Source organism: Streptomyces sp. NPDC007971 (assembly GCF_042958635.1).
Lineage (GTDB): Bacteria > Actinomycetota > Actinomycetes > Streptomycetales > Streptomycetaceae > Streptomyces.
The window spans coordinates 337,242-352,004 of sequence record NZ_JBIBJK010000008.1; the positions used below are offsets into that span (position 1 = coordinate 337,242).

Consider the following 14,763-nt stretch of genomic DNA (forward strand, 5'->3'; position numbering starts at 1 on the left):
GCATAGGCCATCGGCATACGGGGTGCCGGAGCACCCCGCGGACGGCTCCTCAGCGCCCGTCGAACGCGTCCTTCGGCCGGGAGAACAGCCCCTGCCGACCGGGCCTGTCCGGGGGCCGGCCCCCGGACAGGCGGCGGAGATCAGCGCCCGTTGAACGCGTCCTTCAGGCGGGAGAACAGCCCCTGCTGACCGGGCTGGAACTGCCCCTGCGGGCGCTCCTCGCCGCGCAGCTTCGCCAGCTCGCGCAGCACTCGCTCCTGCTCGGGGTCCAGCTTGGTCGGCGTCATGACCTCGACGTGCACGATCAGGTCACCGCGGCCGCCGCCCCGCAGATGCGTGACACCGCGGTTGTGCAGCGGGATCGACTGCCCGGACTGCGTACCGGGCCGGATGTCGACCTCCTCCATCCCGTCCAGCGTCTCCAGCGGCACCTTGGTGCCGAGAGCCGCCGCGGTCATCGGGATGGTGACCGTGCAGTGCAGATCGTCGCCGCGCCGCTGGAAGGTCGGGTGCGGCAGCTCGTGGATCTCGACGTAGAGGTCACCGGCAGGACCGCCGCCCGGCCCGACCTCGCCCTCGCCGGCGAGCTGGATGCGGGTGCCGTTGTCGACACCGGCCGGGATCTTCACCGTGAGCGTGCGACGCGACCGTACGCGGCCGTCGCCCGCGCACTCCGGGCACGGCGTGGGCACGACCGTGCCGAAGCCCTGGCACTGCGGGCAGGGCCGTGAGGTCATGACCTGGCCCAGGAAGGACCGGGTGACCTGCGAGACCTCACCGCGGCCTCGGCACATGTCACACGTCTGGGCGGAGGTGCCCGGCGCCGCGCCTTCGCCGTTGCAGGTGTTGCAGACGACGGCCGTGTCGACCTGGATGTCCTTGGTCGTCCCGAAGGCCGCCTCGTCCAGCTCGATCTCGATGCGGATCATGGCGTCCTGGCCGCGGCGGGTGCGCGAGCGCGGTCCGCGCTGCGACGCCGTGCCGAAGAACGCGTCCATGATGTCGGAGAAGTTGCCGAAGCCACCGGCTCCGAAACCGCCCGCACCGGCGCCGCCCGACTGGGAGAGCGGGTCGCCGCCGAGGTCGTAGACCTGCTTCTTCTGCGGGTCCGACAGCACCTCGTAAGCGGCGTTGATCTCCTTGAACCGCTCCTGGGTCTTCGGATCCGGGTTGACGTCCGGATGCAGCTCGCGCGCGAGCCTGCGGAACGCCTTCTTGATCTCATCCTGCGACGCGTCGCGGCGCACGCCGAGAACGGCGTAGTAGTCCGTGGCCACTTACGACTCCGCCAGGATCTGTCCGACGTACCGTGCCACTGCGCGTACCGCTCCCATCGTTCCCGGGTAGTCCATGCGGGTCGGTCCGACCACGCCGAGCTTGGCAACCGCCTCGCCGCCCGAACCGTAACCGACCGACACGACAGAGGTGGAGTTGAGTCCTTCATGGGCGATCTCGTGCCCGATACGCACGGTCATGCCCGGATCCTTGGCCTCACCCAGGAGTTTGAGGAGCACGACCTGCTCCTCAAGGGCCTCCAGGACGGGCCGGATCGTGAGAGGGAAGTCATGTCCGAAGCGGGTGAGATTGGCGGTGCCGCCGATCATCAGCCGCTCCTCGTTCTCCTCGACCAGTGTCTCCAGAAGGGTGGAGAGCACCGTGGAGACCGTACCGCGGTCCTCGGCCTCGAAGGCGTCGGGCAGGTCCTCGACCAGCTTCGGCACATCGGCGAACCGGCGGCCCGCGACCCGGCTGTTCAGCCGTGCCCGCAGATCGGCCAGGGACGCCTCGCCGAACGGCGCCGGGCAGTCGACCATCCGCTGCTCGACCCGGCCGGTGTCCGTGATCAGCACGAGCATCACGCGCGCGGGCGCGAGTGAGAGCAGCTCCACATGGCGCACGGTGGACCGGGTCAGGGACGGGTACTGCACGACGGCGACCTGCCGGGTCAGCTGCGCGAGCAGCCGTACGGTCCGTGCCACCACGTCGTCGAGGTCGACGGCGCCGTCCAGGAAGTTCTGGATGGCCCGCCGCTCGGGCGCCGACATCGGCTTGACGCCCGCGAGCTTGTCCACGAAGAGCCGGTAGCCCTTGTCCGTGGGGATGCGCCCGGCACTGGTGTGCGGCTGGGCGATGAACCCCTCGTCCTCCAGGGCGGCCATGTCGTTGCGCACGGTCGCCGGGGAGACGCCGAGGTTGTGCCGCTCGGTGAGTGCCTTCGACCCCACCGGCTCCTCGGTGCCCACGTAGTCCTGGACGATGGCGCGCAGTACCTGAAGCCTGCGTTCACTCAGCATCCGCGCGCACCTCCCGTACGTCGTCTCTCGGCTCTTCGGTCGTCTCCTGGCACTCTGCCTTTGCGAGTGCCAGACTTCCCCGGCCCAGTGTACGGCCGTGGGGTACTGACTGGGCAAGGTCGCTGCCGCCTTACCTGGTTGAACGGCTAGCGTCGCGGTATGACGGTGACTTGGGAAGAGGTCGGGTGGGAGCGGCTGGCCGCCGGGGTCGGGCGGTGCCGGCTTCCCGGCTGGGACTGCACCGCGGGCCTGGTCCTCGGCGAGGGCACGGCGCTGGTGGTGGACGCCGGATCGAGCCTGGCCGAGGGCGCGCGGGTGCGCGAGCGCGCGCAGCGGCTCGCGGGCCGCGATGTGACCCATCTCGCGCTCACCCACCCCCACTTCGACCATGTCTTCGGCGCGCCCGCCTTCGCCGGCGCGGAGGTGTACGGGGCGGTGGGCATCGACGCGGTGTTCGCCCACGCGCGCGAGGAGCTGCGCCGGGACGCGGTCGGCAACGGCCTGCCGGCGGCGGACGCGGACGAGGCGGTGGACGCCCTCGCCGCGCCCCGCCACCTGGTCTCCGGCGAGTGGACGCTGGACCTGGGCGGCGGCCGGCAGGCACTGCTGGCCAACGTGGGGCCCGGCCACACGGCCCACGACCTCGCGGTGCTCGTCCCCGGATCGGTCCCCGGCGGGCCGGAGATCGTCTTCTGCGGGGACCTGGTGGAGGAGTCCGGCGAACCCCAGGCGGGCCCGGACGCCGTACCGGCCCGCTGGCCCGACGCCCTGGACCGGCTGCTCGCCCTGGGCGGCGAGGACGCACTGTACGTGCCCGGTCACGGAGCGGTGGTGGACGCGGCGTTCGTACGGCGGCAACGCGACGAGCTGGCAGCACGTTTCGGCGTGTCGTAAGGACGAACCCCCCGGTTCTCCTATCGTCATCCGAATGCGCCCACCCGTCTCCCGCCGCCGCCCCGCCGACGAGGGCCCTTCGGGTCCGCGCCCTCGTGTGTACTCCGCCGACCTGACCCCTCCGTGGAAGAAGTCCAAGCCCGTGCCGGAGGTGCCGGCCGAGCCGGGGCTGGTGGTGGAGGAGCCGGGTACCGGGTTCTGCGGGGCGGTGATCCGCTGCGAGGCGGGCACGGTGACCCTGGAGGACCGCTTCGGCAAGCACCGGGTGTTCCCGCTGGAGCCGCGCGGCTTCCTGCTGGAGGGGCGGGTGGTGACCCTCGTACGGCCGTCGTCCGGCGGCCCGGTCCGCCCGACGCGTACGGCCTCCGGTTCGGTCTCCGTCCCCGGCGCCCGCGCCCGCGTGGCCCGGGCCGGCCGCATCTACGTCGAGGGCCGGCACGACGCCGAGCTGGTCGAGAAGGTGTGGGGCGACGACCTGCGCATCGAGGGCGTGGTCGTGGAGTACCTGGAGGGCGTCGACGACCTGCCGTCGATCGTGTCGTCCTTCGCGCCGGGCCCGGACGCACGGCTGGGCGTGCTGGTGGACCACCTCGTCCCGGGCACGAAGGAGTGGCGCATCGCGGAGTCGGTGACCAGCGAACACGCGCTGGTCGTCGGCCACCCCTACATCGACATCTGGGAGGCCGTGAAGCCGGCGTCGCTGGGGATCGCGGCCTGGCCGTCAGTGCCGCGGGGGCAGGACTGGAAGACGGGGGTGTGCCGGGCGCTGGGCTGGCCTTCGGAGAACACCGGGGCCGTGTGGCAGGCGATTCTGAAGCGGGTGGGGTCCTACAAGGACCTGGAGCCGGAGTTGCTGGGGAGGGTGGAGGAGCTGATCGATTTCGTCACGGCGTAGCGGTCAGCGGTGGAAGAGTGCCGAACCGGCTCGTATCCAGGTCGATGCCCACCATCGGCAGCTGCACCGGGTCACCGAACTTACGAGTCCGCTTGGTCTGATAGTCCGCCGCAAGCCCTGTGCCGACCGGTTCTGTCAGCACCAGGCACTTCGCCTCGAACGGATCGATGATCAGGTATACCGGCACGGCACCGGCCGCATAGATCGACCGCTTCTCCACATAGTCCCGGTGCACGCTGGTCTTGGAAACGACCTCGACCAGCATCGTCACAGCAGGGGCGGGTACGAGTCGTCCCGGGCTGTCGTCGGCACCGATCTCCATCACCAGCAGATCAGGCTGGGGCTCACTGTTTTCACCGGGAATGGCCACGTCCTGGGTCTGGAGACGCTCCCACCGGTCCGAGGGGATCTGGTCCTGCACAGACTGCACGATGCGGTTGTGGACCTTGTCAGGCCCGGCCATCATCACGATTTCCCCCCGGATGAGCTCAGCCTTGAAACCCTCGGGAACCACAAGGTTCTCGAACGCCTCATGCACCCGGCGATCATCCACAGCGGTCATCTCCGTGGCCCTCCGCATCCGCCGCGTACTGTCAGCGGCAGCCTACGAACCAGGTTAGGGACCGAACCGGCGTTCCGCAGTGATTCACTCCGCCGAGTGATCAGTCCACCAGGTCCCGTACCACCGCGTCCGCCAGCAGCCGCCCCCGCAGCGTCAGCACGGCGCGTCCCTCCTCGTACGGCCTCTCCTGGAGGAGCCCGTCCGCCAGTGCCCGCCGGGACGCCGCGAGCCCCTCCTCCTTCAGCAGCGACAGCGGCACCCCCTCGCGCAGCCGCAGTTCCAGCAGGATGCGCTCCACCCGGCGGTCCTCGTCGGACAGCAGCTCACGGCCCGCGCCCGGTGAGCGGCCGGAGGCGAGGGCCGCCGCGTACGCACCCGGGTGCTTGACGTTCCACCAGCGCACCCCGCCCACGTGCGAGTGCGCCCCGGGGCCCGCGCCCCACCAGTCGGCGCCGCGCCAGTACAGCTCGTTGTGCAGGCAGCGCCCCGACTCGGAGGTGGCCCAGTTGGAGACCTCGTACCAGTCGAAGCCCGCCGCGGACAGCATCTCCTCGGCGATCAGGTAGCGGTCGGCGTGGACGTCGTCGTCGGTCATCGGGACCTCGCCCCGGCGGATGCGGCGCGCCAGCTGGGTGCCCTCCTCGACGATCAGCGCGTAGGCGCTGACGTGGTCCGGTCCCGCGCCGATCGCCGCGTCCAGCGACGCCCGCCAGTCGTCGTCCGACTCGCCGGGGGTGCCGTAGATCAGGTCCAGGTTCACGTGCTCGAAGCCCGCGGCCCTGGCCTCCGCCACGCAGGCCTCGGGACGCCCCGGGGTGTGCGTGCGGTCGAGCACGCGCAGCACATGCTGTCTGGCGCTCTGCATACCGAAGGAGATCCGGTTGAAGCCGCCCTCGCGCAGCGTCGCGAGATAGGCCGGGTCGACCGACTCCGGGTTGGCCTCCGTCGTGATCTCCGCGTCCGGCGCGAGAGAGAACTCGTCGCGGATCGCGCCCAGCATCCGTACCAGGTCGTCCGCGGCCAGCAGCGTCGGCGTGCCGCCGCCGACGAACACCGTACGGACCGCGCGCGGGTCGTCGCCGAGCACCTTGCGGGCCAGGCGGACCTCGTCGGTCAGGGTGTCCGCGTAGTTGTCCCTGGAGGCGAGCACTCCGCCGGTGCCGCGCAGCTCGGTCGCGGTGTAGGTGTTGAAGTCGCAGTAGCCGCAGCGGGTCGCGCAGTACGGGACGTGCAGGTAGAACCCGAGGGGTCGCTCGGTGGCGCCGGCGAGCGCGGATGCGGGCAGCGCGCCGTCGTCGGGTACGGGCTCGCCGTCGGGGAGTGCGGAAGGCATGTCCTCCATTGTCCCGTACGACGACGGTCACTCCGCCGCCCCGCGCAATGGCAGTCCCGCGGCTGCCCCGCACATGGCAGTCCCTCGGCTGCCCCGCACGACGGCCGGCGCTGCGCCGCTGTCCTGTACGACAGCCGTCACCCCACTCTCCGTACGACGGCCGGCACTCCCCCGCCCCGCGCATTGGCAGTCCCGCGGCTGCCCCGCACGACGGCCGTCACCCCGCTCTCCCGGACGACGGCTGTCACTCCGCCTGGAGCACGAGGAGGGCGAGGTCGTCCTCCGGCTGGCCGCCGCCGAACTCGTGGACCAGGCGGCGGATCCTTTCCGCGATCAGCTCGGCGCCCAGGCCCGCACAGCCGGACAGGGCCCGCGCGAGCCCGTCGCCGTCGTCGAACTGGCGCGAGCCCGAGCGCCGCTCGGTCACCCCGTCGGTGACGCAGAGCAGGCTGTCGCCGGGCCGCAGGTCGAAGGTCTCGCTGGTGTAGGTCTCGTCCTCGACCACCCCGAGGAGGGTCTGCGGCCGGGCGACGGTGCGCACCTCGCCGTCGGGCCGGAGGACCAGCGGCAGCGGATGCCCGGCCGAGGCGAGGGTGCAGCGGACGCCGTCGTCGTGCGGGGTCAGCTCGCCGTAGAGGAGGGACAGGAAACGGGTCTGCGGGCCGTCCCCGGGCGCCACGGGCCGGCCGCCGGCGGCGACCAGGGCGCGGGCGGCCGCGTCGGCGGCCTCGGTGGCGTCGTCCAGGAGGAGCTGGTTGAGGCGGTCCAGGACGTCGGCGACCCGGTAGCCCTCGCGGGCGAGCAGGCGCAGCCAGGGGCGGGCGAGCCCGATCACGACCGCCGCCTCGGGACCCTTGCCCTGGACGTCACCGACCGCGAAGCACCAGCGGCCGTCGCCCGCCGGGAAGAGGTCGTAGAAGTCGCCGCTCGGGCCGCCCTTGTCGCAGGGCTCGTAGACGAGCGCGCTGTGCAGCCCGGGGATCTCGGCGACCGCGCCGGGCAGCAGGCCGCGCTGCAGGACGGCGCTGATGGTGGCCTGCCGGGCGTACTGGCGGGCCGCGCCGATGGCGAGGGCCACCCGGCGGCTGAGGTCCTCGACGAGCCCGGTGACCTCGTCGGGGAACCGGTGCGGCCCGCAGCGCCCGATGACCAGCGTGCCCAGCGGACGGCCGCCCGCGATCAGCCGGTAGGCGAGTGCGGTGCCGTCGGTGCCCTGCGGGCCGAGCGCGTCGCCGGGCCAGGGGTAGGGCTCGGGCCCCGACCGCAGTCCGTCGCGCGGGCAGGGCGGGTCCTTCTCCAGGGCGCGGGTCAGCTCCTCGATGCAGTTCTCGCTGGCGTGCCACACGCGTGCGGGCGCGCCGCCGTCGCCGCCGCGCACGCTCGCCTCGTCCTCCAGCCACACCGCGCACCAGTCGGCGAGCCGGGGCACGATCAGCTGCCCGGTGAGGGCGGCGACCAGGTTCTCGTCCAGCTGCCCGGCGAGCAGGTCGGAGGCCTCGGCGAGGAAGGACAGCGCGCCCCGGCCGAGCCAGTCCCGGTCGGCCCCGGGGCGCAGCGGCTGCGGGGCGAGGGTCTCGGCGGCCTCCAGCGCGGGCACCGGGGCGGCGCCCTGCGGCTCGTCCCGGCCGCCGGGCGGCAGCCGCGCCCACACCGTCTTCGTACCGGTGCGGTAGGTGACGCCCCAGGACTCGGCGAGGGTGGCGACCAGGCGCAGGCCCCGCCCCTGCTCGGACACCTCGTACGGCCCCTCCGTACGGGCGCAGTCGCGCGGGGCGCGGGAGGGGTGGTGGTCGCGGACCTCGACGACGAACGCACCGCTGTCCTCCATGCGCCAGTCGATCTCCACGTCCGTCCCGGCGTGGACGACGGCATTGGTGACGAGTTCGCTGACGACGGCCATGGCGTCGTCGACCAGGCGTGGGCGGACTCCGGGGACCTCGGACAGTGCGGCGCGCACCAGGGCACGGGCGGAGCCGGGCGCGAGGGGGCTTCCGGGCAGGGTGGTGTGGCCCTGGGCCGTGCTGGCCCGGGCTTCGTTCTCCCGTTGCGTCGGTATGGCCGCCATGTCCATGCGGCCAGGGTGACAGACCGACCCCAGGGATAAGCGCAGAGTTACCGAAGTGGACAGCGGTGTGCGAAAACTGTGCTAAGAGAGCATCAGAAGACCGATGGTTTTGAGCGGGGCTGAGCGCAGCCCCCTCAAGGGGGGCGGGGAACTGCGCGCCCGGCCACGACGCCGCCGCAGCTGACGACCGGCCCGCAGTTCCCCTCGCTCCTACGCCTCCCGCGCCCCCGCGTACATCTCGTCGATCAGCTGCTTGTACGCCCGCTCGACGGCCGGCCGCTTCAGCTTCAGGCTCGGCGTGATCTCGCCGTGCTCCACGTCCAGGTCCCGCGGCAGCAGTCGGAACTTCTTGATCGTCTGCCAGCGCTGGAGCCCGGCGTTGAGCTCCTTGACATAGCCGTCGACCAGCTCCACCGTCTGCGGCGCGGCGACGACCTCGGCGTACGACTTGCCCGCCAGGCCGTTGTCCTTCGCCCACTGGAGGATCGCGATCTCGTCCAGGGCGATGAGGGCGGTGCAGTAGTTCCGGTCGGCGCCGTGCACCAGGATGTTGGAGACGTAGGGGCACACGGCCTTGAACTGGCCCTCGACCTCGGCGGGGGCGACGTACTTGCCGCCGGAGGTCTTGATGAGGTCCTTCTTGCGGTCGGTGATGCGCAGGTAGCCGTCGGGCGAGAGTTCGCCGATGTCGCCGGTGTGGAACCAGCCGTCGGACTCCAGCACCTCGACGGTCTTCTCGGGCTGCTGGTGGTAGCCCTCCATGATGCCGGGGCCGCGCAGCAGGATCTCGCCGTCGTCGGCGATGCGCACCTCGCAGCCGGGCAGCGGCTTGCCGACGGTGCCGGTGCGGTAGGCCTCACCGGGGTTGACGAAGGAGGCCGCCGAGGTCTCGGTGAGGCCGTAGCCCTCCAGGATGTGGATGCCGGCGCCGGAGAAGAAGTAGCCGATCTCGGGGGCGAGGGCTGAGGCGCCCGAGACGCAGGCGCGCAGCCGACCGCCGAAGGCCGCCCGCAGCTTGGAGTAGACGAGCGCGTCGGCGGCCTTGTGCTTGGCGGCCAGGCCGAAGGGCACGGCGGCGGTGCCGGTGCGGCGGAAGTTGTCCTGGCTGGCCTTGGCGTACTCGCGGGCGACCTCGGAGGCCCACTGGAAGATCTTGTACTTGGCCGCGCCGCCCTCGCGGGCCTTGGCCGCGACACCGTTGTAGACCTTCTCGAAGATGCGCGGCACGGCCGCCATGTACGTCGGCTGCACCACCGGAAGGTTCTCGATGATCTTGTCGACGCGGCCGTCGACGGCGGTGACGTGGCCGACCTCGATCTGGCCGGAGGTGAGCACCTTGCCGAAGACGTGGGCGAGCGGCAGCCACAGGTACTGCACGTCCTCGCCGGTGACCAGGCCGGTCGCGGCGATGGCCTTGGCCATGTACGCCCAGTTGTCGTGCGGCAGGCGCACGCCCTTGGGGCGGCCGGTGGTGCCGGAGGTGTAGATGAGGGTGGCGAGCTGGTCCCTGGTGATCGCGCCGACCCGCTCCTTGATCAGCTCGGGGTGCTTCTCCAGGTAAGCGGCGCCACGCTGCTCCAGCTCGGTGAGGGTGATGACCCAGTCGTCCGACTCGACGCCGGCCGGGTCGATCACCACGACCTTGGTCAGCGCGGGCAGCTCGCCGCGCTTCTGCACCGCCTTGGCGAGCTGGGCGGCGTCCTCGGCGATCAGCACCCGGCTCTCGGAGTCCGAGAGGATGAACGCCGACTCGTCGGCGTTGGTCTGCGGGTAGACGGTCGTGGTGGCGCCGCCGGCGCACATGATGCCGAGGTCGGCGAGGATCCACTCGACCCGGGTCGAGGAGGCGAGCGCCACCCGCTGCTCCGGCTGCACGCCCAGTTCGATGAGACCGGCCGCGATCGCGTAGACCCGCCGTGCCGCCTGGCCCCAGCTCAGCGACTTCCAGTCGTCCGGGCCCTGCCCGGATGCCGGCGGGACGGGGTAGCGGTAGGCCTCGGCGTCCGGTGTGGCCGCCACGCGCTCCAGGAAGAGGGCCGCCACGGACGGCGCACGGTTCTCGATCAGGGTCTGTGTGTCGGTCACGACATCCTCCGGGCCCGCGACGGTGCGGCTGACTCAGGTGCGGCTGGGTTGACTCACTGTGGGGGTTCGCGCTTGTTTAACTCGCGAGTAACTATCGGGCAGGCATCAGAGTAAGCCGCGACCGGCCGCTGCGTAAGGGGCTTCGGCCTGTCACTTTCCACGCTGAGCGACACTACGCACGCGTAGGGGCCCGCCGCACTTTCGCACGACGAGCCCCCGTTGCACCCGGTTTGCGGACGCAAGCCGCAGTTACCCGCGGTTACTTCTTGCTCTTGGCCGAACCCGTGCTGTCATCGCTGGACAGGACCGCGATGAAGGCCTCCTGCGGAACCTCCACGGAACCCACCATCTTCATCCGCTTCTTGCCTTCCTTCTGCTTCTCCAGCAGCTTCCGCTTACGGGAGATGTCACCGCCGTAGCACTTGGCGAGGACGTCCTTGCGGATGGCGCGGATGGTCTCGCGGGCGATGACGCGGGAGCCGATGGCGGCCTGGACCGGCACCTCGAAGGCCTGGCGCGGGATGAGCTCCTTGAGCTTGGCGACGAGCCGTACGCCGTACGCGTACGCCTGGTCCTTGTGGGTGATCGCCGAGAAGGCGTCCACCTTGTCGCCGTGCAGCAGGATGTCGACCTTGACCAGGCTGGAGGTCTGCTCGCCGGTGGGCTCGTAGTCGAGGGACGCGTACCCGCGGGTCTTGGACTTCAGCTGGTCGAAGAAGTCGAAGACGATCTCCGCGAGCGGCAGCGTGTAGCGGATCTCGACGCGGTCCTCGGACAGGTAGTCCATGCCCAGCAGGGTGCCGCGCCGGGTCTGGCACAGCTCCATGATCGAGCCGATGAACTCGGTGGGCGCGAGGACCGTGGCCCGCACGACCGGCTCGTAGACCTCGCCGATCTTGCCCTCGGGGAACTCGCTCGGGTTGGTGACCGTGTGCTCGCTGCCGTCCTCCATGACCACGCGGTAGACCACGTTGGGGGCGGTGGCGATCAGGTCGAGGCCGAACTCGCGCTCCAGCCGCTCACGGATCACGTCCAGGTGCAGCAGGCCGAGGAAGCCGACGCGGAAACCGAAGCCGAGAGCGGCGGACGTCTCCGGCTCGTAGACCAGCGCGGCGTCGTTGAGCTGCAGCTTGTCGAGAGCCTCGCGCAGCTCCGGGTAGTCGGAGCCGTCGAGCGGATACAGACCCGAGAAGACCATGGGCTTCGGGTCCTTGTAGCCGCCGAGGGCCTCGGTGGCGCCCTTGGCCTGGCTGGTGACGGTGTCACCGACCTTGGACTGGCGCACGTCCTTCACACCGGTGATGAGGTAACCCACCTCACCGACGCCGAGACCGTCCGCCGGGAGCATCTCGGGCGAGCTGACGCCGATCTCCAGCAGCTCGTGCGTCGCGCCGGTCGACATCATCCGGATGCGCTCGCGCTTGTTGAGCTGACCGTCGATGACACGCACGTACGTCACGACACCGCGGTAGGAGTCGTAGACCGAGTCGAAGATCATCGCGCGGGCGGGCGCGTCGGCGACCCCGACCGGCGCCGGGATCTCCTTGACGACCCTGTCCAGCAGCGCGTCGACGCCGAGACCCGTCTTGGCGGAGACCTTCAGCACGTCCGACGGGTCGCAGCCGACCAGGTTCGCCAGCTCCTCGGCGAACTTCTCCGGCTGTGCGGCCGGCAGGTCGATCTTGTTCAGTACGGGGATGATCGTGAGGTCGTTCTCCATCGCCAGGTACAGGTTGGCGAGGGTCTGCGCCTCGATGCCCTGGGCGGCGTCGACGAGGAGGACGGTCCCCTCACAAGCGGCCAGCGACCGCGAGACCTCGTAGGTGAAGTCGACGTGCCCCGGAGTGTCGATCATGTTGAGGATGTGCGTCCTGCCCTGGTCGGGGCCCTCGGTCGGGGCCCAGGGCAGACGCACCGCCTGGGACTTGATCGTGATGCCGCGCTCGCGCTCGATGTCCATCCGGTCGAGGTACTGAGCACGCATCTGCCGCTGCTCGACCACACCGGTCAGCTGGAGCATCCGGTCGGCGAGGGTGGACTTGCCGTGGTCGATGTGCGCGATGATGCAGAAATTGCGGATCAGAGCCGGGTCGGTACGGCTCGGCTCGGGCACATGGTTAGGGGTCGCGGGCACGCAGGGTCCTGTCTCTTGAGGCGCCTTATGCCTCGGGTCGGATCGATACGTAGTCTCCATGGTCCCACGCGGAGGGACCGTGGGCCGTTTTGGGCCGCCCGGAGGGCCACTGGTACTGTAGATGGCTGTGCCTCATGCCCTCTCAGCACGAGGCACGTCAGAGAAATTTTGGATCACCGGTACGGGACCTCCACGGCCCCGTACCAGAACCTGAAAAGGCTCCTTCGTGGCGAACATCAAGTCCCAGATCAAGCGGATCAAGACCAACGAGAAGGCTCGGCTGCGCAACAAGGCCGTCAAGTCCTCCCTGAAGACCGCGATCCGCAAGGCCCGTGAGGCCGCAACCGCGGGTGACGCCGAGAAGGCCGTCGAGCTGCAGCGCGCTGCCGCGCGTGCGCTCGACAAGGCCGTCTCGAAGGGCGTCATCCACAAGAACCAGGCCGCCAACAAGAAGTCGGCGCTTGCTTCCAAGGTCGCGTCCCTCAAGGGCTGAACCTCCTTCTGATCTGACCGCCGGAAGGACCCAGAGCGGGCCCTCTCTCATCCGCTCCCGTCCGGCACCCCAGAGCCTGTTCGCGGCCTGCGTTCGCCACGCGGGGACGGGCTCGCAAGCTTCATCCGAAGGCCCCGGCTCCCTCCCTTCCCCAGGGCGGGCACCGGGGCCTTCGGCATGACCGCCGCCCCGAGGGGCCCCTGCGTCACGACCAGAAGGCGCTCTCCAGATCGATGTCGGGTACGCACTCGTCGATGTCGGGTACGCACTCGTCGACGTCGGGTACGCACTCGTCGACGTCGGTGATCTTGTCCTCGACGATCCGGAGGACGAGGCATCCGTCCTCGTGATACCGCCTGCCCTCGCGCTCCGCGGTGAGGGGTGTGCGGCTGGAAGACGCACTGCCGAGAGACGTACCGCTGATAGCTGCGATTCTCCTCGCAGCTCCCTGCCGGGCGACTGGCTCACCAGCTCGGACGAGCGAGTGAGCCCCTGCGATCACGGCATGATCCGCCGGGCAGGAAGCCGCGGCTAGCCGCGCCCCCGTGACCGGGCGGCCCTCGCGATGGTCACGACCGCCTTCTCCAGGGCGTACTCGGGGTCGTCACCGCCGCCCTTCACCCCTGCGTCGGCCTCCGCGACGGCTCTGAGTGCCACCGCCACCCCGTCGGGTGTCCAGCCCCGCATCTGCTGCCGCACCCGGTCGATCTTCCAGGGCGGCATGCCCAGCTCCCGCGCGAGGTCGGCGGGCCGGCCGCCGCGCGCCGAGGACAGCTTGCCGATCGCCCGCACGCCCTGCGCGAGCGCGCTGGTGATCAGCACCGGCGCGACGCCGGTCGCCAGCGACCATCTGAGCGCCTCCAGCGCCTCCGCCGTACGCCCCTCCACGGCCCGGTCGGCGACCGTGAAGCTGGAGGCCTCCGCCCGTCCGGTGTAGTACCGCCCGACGACGGCCTCGTCGATCGTCCCCTCGACGTCGGCGACGAGTTGTGCCGCCGCCGATGCCAGCTCCCGCAGGTCGCTCCCGATCGCATCGACCAGGACCTGGCAGGCCTCGGGCGTGGCCGACCGGCCGAAGGAGCGGAACTCCCCCCTCACGAACGCCAGCCGGTCCGCCGGCTTGGTCATCTTCGGGCAGGCCACCTCGCGTGCGCCCGCCTTGCGCGCGGCGTCCAGCAGACCCTTGCCCTTGGCTCCGCCCGCGTGCAGCAGCACGAGGGTGATCTCCTCGGCAGGGGACCCCAGGTAGGCCTTCACATCCTTGATCGTGTCCGCGGACAGGTCCTGGGCGTTGCGTACGACCACGACCTTGCGCTCGGCGAAGAGCGAAGGGCTGGTCAGCTCGGCGAGCGTGCCGGGCTGCAGCTGGTCCGGGGTCAGGTCCCGTACGTCCGTGTCGGAGTCGGCGGCCCTGGCGGCAGCCACCACCTCCTGCACGGCACGGTCGAGCAGGAGGTCCTCCTGGCCCACGGCGAGAGTCACCGGGGCGAGAGGGTCGTCATTCGCAGTCTTCCTGGCCATCGCCTACAGCATCCCACGCGGCACTGACAGCGAAGCGGCCGCGCACCCGGAGCGGTCCCCGACCGCACCCCGAGTCGGCCTCGGGGTCACGGCTCCTCGCGCCAGCCGTCCCACTCCCCCGCGAAGGCGTCCAGCTCGGCGGGGTCCAGGCGGTCGTCCGCGTCGTGCAGGACGACCAGCCACTGGGCGTCCTCCGCGTCGTCCTCACCGGCCAGGGCATCACGGACGAGCCGGGGCTCCTCGTCGAGGCCGAACCGCCCGCCGAGCGCCTCGGCCGCCGCCTCGGCTGCATCGCGATCCGGCAGCACCAGCACATGTCTCACATCGCTCACGGGCCTATTCTCCGGCACCCCTCATCGCCCGGGCACCAGGTCGTCTCCCGGGCGGGACCTGCCGGGTCAGAACTCGTCGGTACGCGTCGTGTCCGGTCGCATCGTGTCCGGTCGCGTCGTGTCCGGTCGCGTCGTGTCCGGTCGCGTCGTGTCCG

Annotated in this window: 13 protein-coding genes; 3 read left to right on the forward strand and 10 right to left on the reverse strand. The window is 70.9% G+C overall.

Annotated elements, in window-relative coordinates:
• Positions 1-140: 140 nt before the first annotated feature.
• The gene (gene dnaJ / locus ACFZCP_RS19425; protein WP_391428256.1) at positions 141-1,277 is read right to left on the reverse strand and encodes a molecular chaperone DnaJ; all 1,137 of its coding nucleotides are present in this window, start codon (positions 1,275-1,277) and stop codon (positions 141-143) included.
• Positions 1,278-2,294, reverse strand: coding sequence for a heat-inducible transcriptional repressor HrcA (gene hrcA / locus ACFZCP_RS19430; protein ID WP_362697487.1), 1,017 nt, complete (start codon positions 2,292-2,294; stop codon positions 1,278-1,280).
• A gap of 159 nt (positions 2,295-2,453) precedes the next feature.
• Between hrcA and ACFZCP_RS19435 the strand changes: the two genes are divergently transcribed.
• Entirely contained in the window at positions 2,454-3,188 is a 735-nt protein-coding gene (locus tag ACFZCP_RS19435) for an MBL fold metallo-hydrolase (RefSeq protein WP_391428257.1), read from the forward strand.
• Between the two features lie 34 nt (positions 3,189-3,222).
• Positions 3,223-4,083, forward strand: a complete 861-nt coding sequence (locus tag ACFZCP_RS19440) for a DUF3097 family protein (protein ID WP_391428258.1) — start codon at positions 3,223-3,225, stop codon at positions 4,081-4,083.
• Here the strand turns inward: ACFZCP_RS19440 and ACFZCP_RS19445 are convergent.
• The 5 genes from ACFZCP_RS19445 to lepA all read right to left on the reverse strand — a co-directional run bounded on the left by ACFZCP_RS19445 (position 4,073) and on the right by lepA (position 12,262).
• On the reverse strand, positions 4,073-4,645 hold the full coding sequence (locus ACFZCP_RS19445; protein WP_391428259.1) for a Uma2 family endonuclease: 573 nt from the start codon (positions 4,643-4,645) through the stop codon (positions 4,073-4,075). The genes ACFZCP_RS19440 and ACFZCP_RS19445 overlap by 11 nt on opposite strands.
• A 100-nt stretch (positions 4,646-4,745) precedes the next feature.
• The gene (hemW, locus tag ACFZCP_RS19450) at positions 4,746-5,978 is read right to left on the reverse strand and encodes a radical SAM family heme chaperone HemW (protein WP_391428260.1); all 1,233 of its coding nucleotides are present in this window, start codon (positions 5,976-5,978) and stop codon (positions 4,746-4,748) included.
• A 244-nt stretch (positions 5,979-6,222) separates the two neighbouring features.
• Entirely contained in the window at positions 6,223-8,043 is a 1,821-nt protein-coding gene (locus ACFZCP_RS19455; protein ID WP_391428327.1) for a SpoIIE family protein phosphatase, read from the reverse strand.
• Positions 8,044-8,253: 210 nt separating this feature from the next.
• Positions 8,254-10,128: an AMP-binding protein gene (locus ACFZCP_RS19460; RefSeq protein WP_391428261.1), complete on the reverse strand. Its 1,875-nt coding sequence runs from the start codon at positions 10,126-10,128 to the stop codon at positions 8,254-8,256.
• A gap of 259 nt (positions 10,129-10,387) precedes the next feature.
• On the reverse strand, positions 10,388-12,262 hold the full coding sequence (lepA, locus tag ACFZCP_RS19465) for a translation elongation factor 4 (protein ID WP_391428262.1): 1,875 nt from the start codon (positions 12,260-12,262) through the stop codon (positions 10,388-10,390).
• A gap of 226 nt (positions 12,263-12,488) precedes the next feature.
• Between lepA and rpsT the strand changes: the two genes are divergently transcribed.
• Positions 12,489-12,755 (forward strand): 30S ribosomal protein S20, encoded by a 267-nt coding sequence (rpsT, locus tag ACFZCP_RS19470; protein WP_362697507.1) that lies wholly within the window; start codon positions 12,489-12,491, stop codon positions 12,753-12,755.
• Positions 12,756-12,960: 205 nt separating this feature from the next.
• On the opposite strand, the gene ACFZCP_RS19475 is transcribed toward rpsT, so the two are convergent.
• The 3 genes from ACFZCP_RS19475 to ACFZCP_RS19485 all read right to left on the reverse strand — a co-directional run bounded on the left by ACFZCP_RS19475 (position 12,961) and on the right by ACFZCP_RS19485 (position 14,608).
• Positions 12,961-13,257, reverse strand: coding sequence for a hypothetical protein (locus tag ACFZCP_RS19475; RefSeq protein ID WP_391428263.1), 297 nt, complete (start codon positions 13,255-13,257; stop codon positions 12,961-12,963).
• Between the two features lie 29 nt (positions 13,258-13,286).
• The gene (holA, locus tag ACFZCP_RS19480) at positions 13,287-14,276 is read right to left on the reverse strand and encodes a DNA polymerase III subunit delta (protein WP_362697510.1); all 990 of its coding nucleotides are present in this window, start codon (positions 14,274-14,276) and stop codon (positions 13,287-13,289) included.
• 86 nt (positions 14,277-14,362) lie between these two features.
• Positions 14,363-14,608, reverse strand: a complete 246-nt coding sequence (locus ACFZCP_RS19485) for a hypothetical protein (protein WP_391428264.1) — start codon at positions 14,606-14,608, stop codon at positions 14,363-14,365.
• Between the last annotated feature and the right edge of the window lie 155 nt (positions 14,609-14,763).

Coding starts and splice junctions, on each gene's coding strand:
- ACFZCP_RS19435 (WP_391428257.1), top strand. CDS start 2,454: ATGACGGTGACTTGGGAAGAGGTCGGGTGGGAGCGGCTGGCCGCCGGG.
- ACFZCP_RS19445 (WP_391428259.1), bottom strand. CDS start 4,645: ATGACCGCTGTGGATGATCGCCGGGTGCATGAGGCGTTCGAGAACCTT.
- ACFZCP_RS19455 (WP_391428327.1), bottom strand. CDS start 8,043: ATGGCGGCCATACCGACGCAACGGGAGAACGAAGCCCGGGCCAGCACG.
- hrcA (WP_362697487.1), bottom strand. CDS start 2,294: ATGCTGAGTGAACGCAGGCTTCAGGTACTGCGCGCCATCGTCCAGGAC.
- holA (WP_362697510.1), bottom strand. CDS start 14,276: ATGGCCAGGAAGACTGCGAATGACGACCCTCTCGCCCCGGTGACTCTC.
- hemW (WP_391428260.1), bottom strand. CDS start 5,978: ATGCCTTCCGCACTCCCCGACGGCGAGCCCGTACCCGACGACGGCGCG.
- ACFZCP_RS19440 (WP_391428258.1), top strand. CDS start 3,223: ATGCGCCCACCCGTCTCCCGCCGCCGCCCCGCCGACGAGGGCCCTTCG.